The organism is Pseudomonas sp. MIACH (genome assembly GCF_001269925.1).
In the GTDB taxonomy this organism is placed as follows: domain Bacteria; phylum Pseudomonadota; class Gammaproteobacteria; order Pseudomonadales; family Pseudomonadaceae; genus Aquipseudomonas.
Genome location: NZ_LHVO01000047.1, coordinates 1 through 1,351 on the forward strand (window position 1 = coordinate 1; position 1,351 = coordinate 1,351).

Annotated in this window: 1 protein-coding gene; it reads left to right on the forward strand. The window is 55.3% G+C overall.

What is annotated here, in order from left to right:
- Positions 1–1,351, forward strand: a 1,351-nt coding sequence (locus AD670_RS31025) for an RHS repeat domain-containing protein (RefSeq protein WP_256243923.1), incomplete at both ends; no start/stop codon positions are given.

The following is a 1,351-nucleotide window of genomic DNA, read 5'->3' on the forward strand; positions in this document are numbered from 1 at the left end:
CCGCAAAGGCGAACACCACTACCACTACGACCCGCTAGGCCGCCTCACCCGCGCCAACCACTCCCAGGACCTGCAGGAACGCTTCGGCCACACCCCGGCCGGCAACCTGCTCATGCAAGACCGCCCCGGCCCCGACATCGTCGCCGGCAACCGCCTGATGATCCAGGGCGACCGCCACTACGACTATGACGCCTTCGGCAACCTCATCCGTGAACGGCGTGGCCGTGGGCACGCACTCGTCACCGAATACCGCTACGACTGCCAGCATCGGCTGATAGGCTTCACCCAACCCAACGGCCAAACCGCCAGCTATCGCTATGACCCGTTTGGGCGACGCATCAGCAAAACCGTGGACGGCATAACCACGGAGTTTTTCTGGCAAGGCGACAAGCTGATTGCTGAGCACCATGCGGATCGCCATCGCAGCTATCTCTACGAGCACGACAGTTTCCGTCCACTGGCACTGCTGGAAGGCTTCGGCCCAAAAAACACCAAAGCCTTCCACTACCAACTCGACCACCTCGGCACGCCACAGGAACTCACCGCCCCCGACGGCGAAATCGTCTGGTCCGCCCACTACCGCGCCTACGGCCAGATCAGCCGTCTCGACAAAGGCAAAATCGACAACCCGCTACGTTTTCAGGGTCAGTACTTCGATCAGGAAAGCGGACTGCACTACAACCGTCATCGCTACTACAATCCGGATATTGGGTGTTATCTGACGCCGGACCCTGTGAAGTTGGCGGGTGGGATCAATGCTTACCAGTATGTGCCCAACCCTACGGGATGGGTGGATCCGTTAGGCTTGAGCACATGTCCAGGAGGGGATGGATGTAAGCCAAGCACGAGCGTTCCGACGCCCACGGAAAGTGTCAATCGCGGAGAACCCGCTTTACCGCAACTAACACGTGCGGAACGACAGGCAAGAATTGATGAGCTTGCGGAGTCAAATATTCACCGACATCTATCGGAGTTGGAAACGTCAATTCCGGGAGCGCACTTCCTAGAAAAGCACGGAGCTCAAACATCATTAATATCTCAACTTGAACGAGTAGAAACAGCTAGGAACCCCACCACCGGCGAAATCGAGACCTTCGATAGAGGGAGAAATGCGGGACAACCCAGACCACCAAGCGCAGCTACGCACTTTCTTAGTCACAGAGATCAATTCAATGCAATTGAACGAGCTATTTTAATATTCAAACTGAATGGCAGAGCGCAATCCCCAAAACCAATGGACATGGGAAAAGTTGTCGGTGAGGGGTATAAAAGAGAGGGACTTGTATATGGAAAGCAGTCAAAAGCCGTTGTGCATTTAAACAGAGACGGAAAACCAATTACTGCTTATACG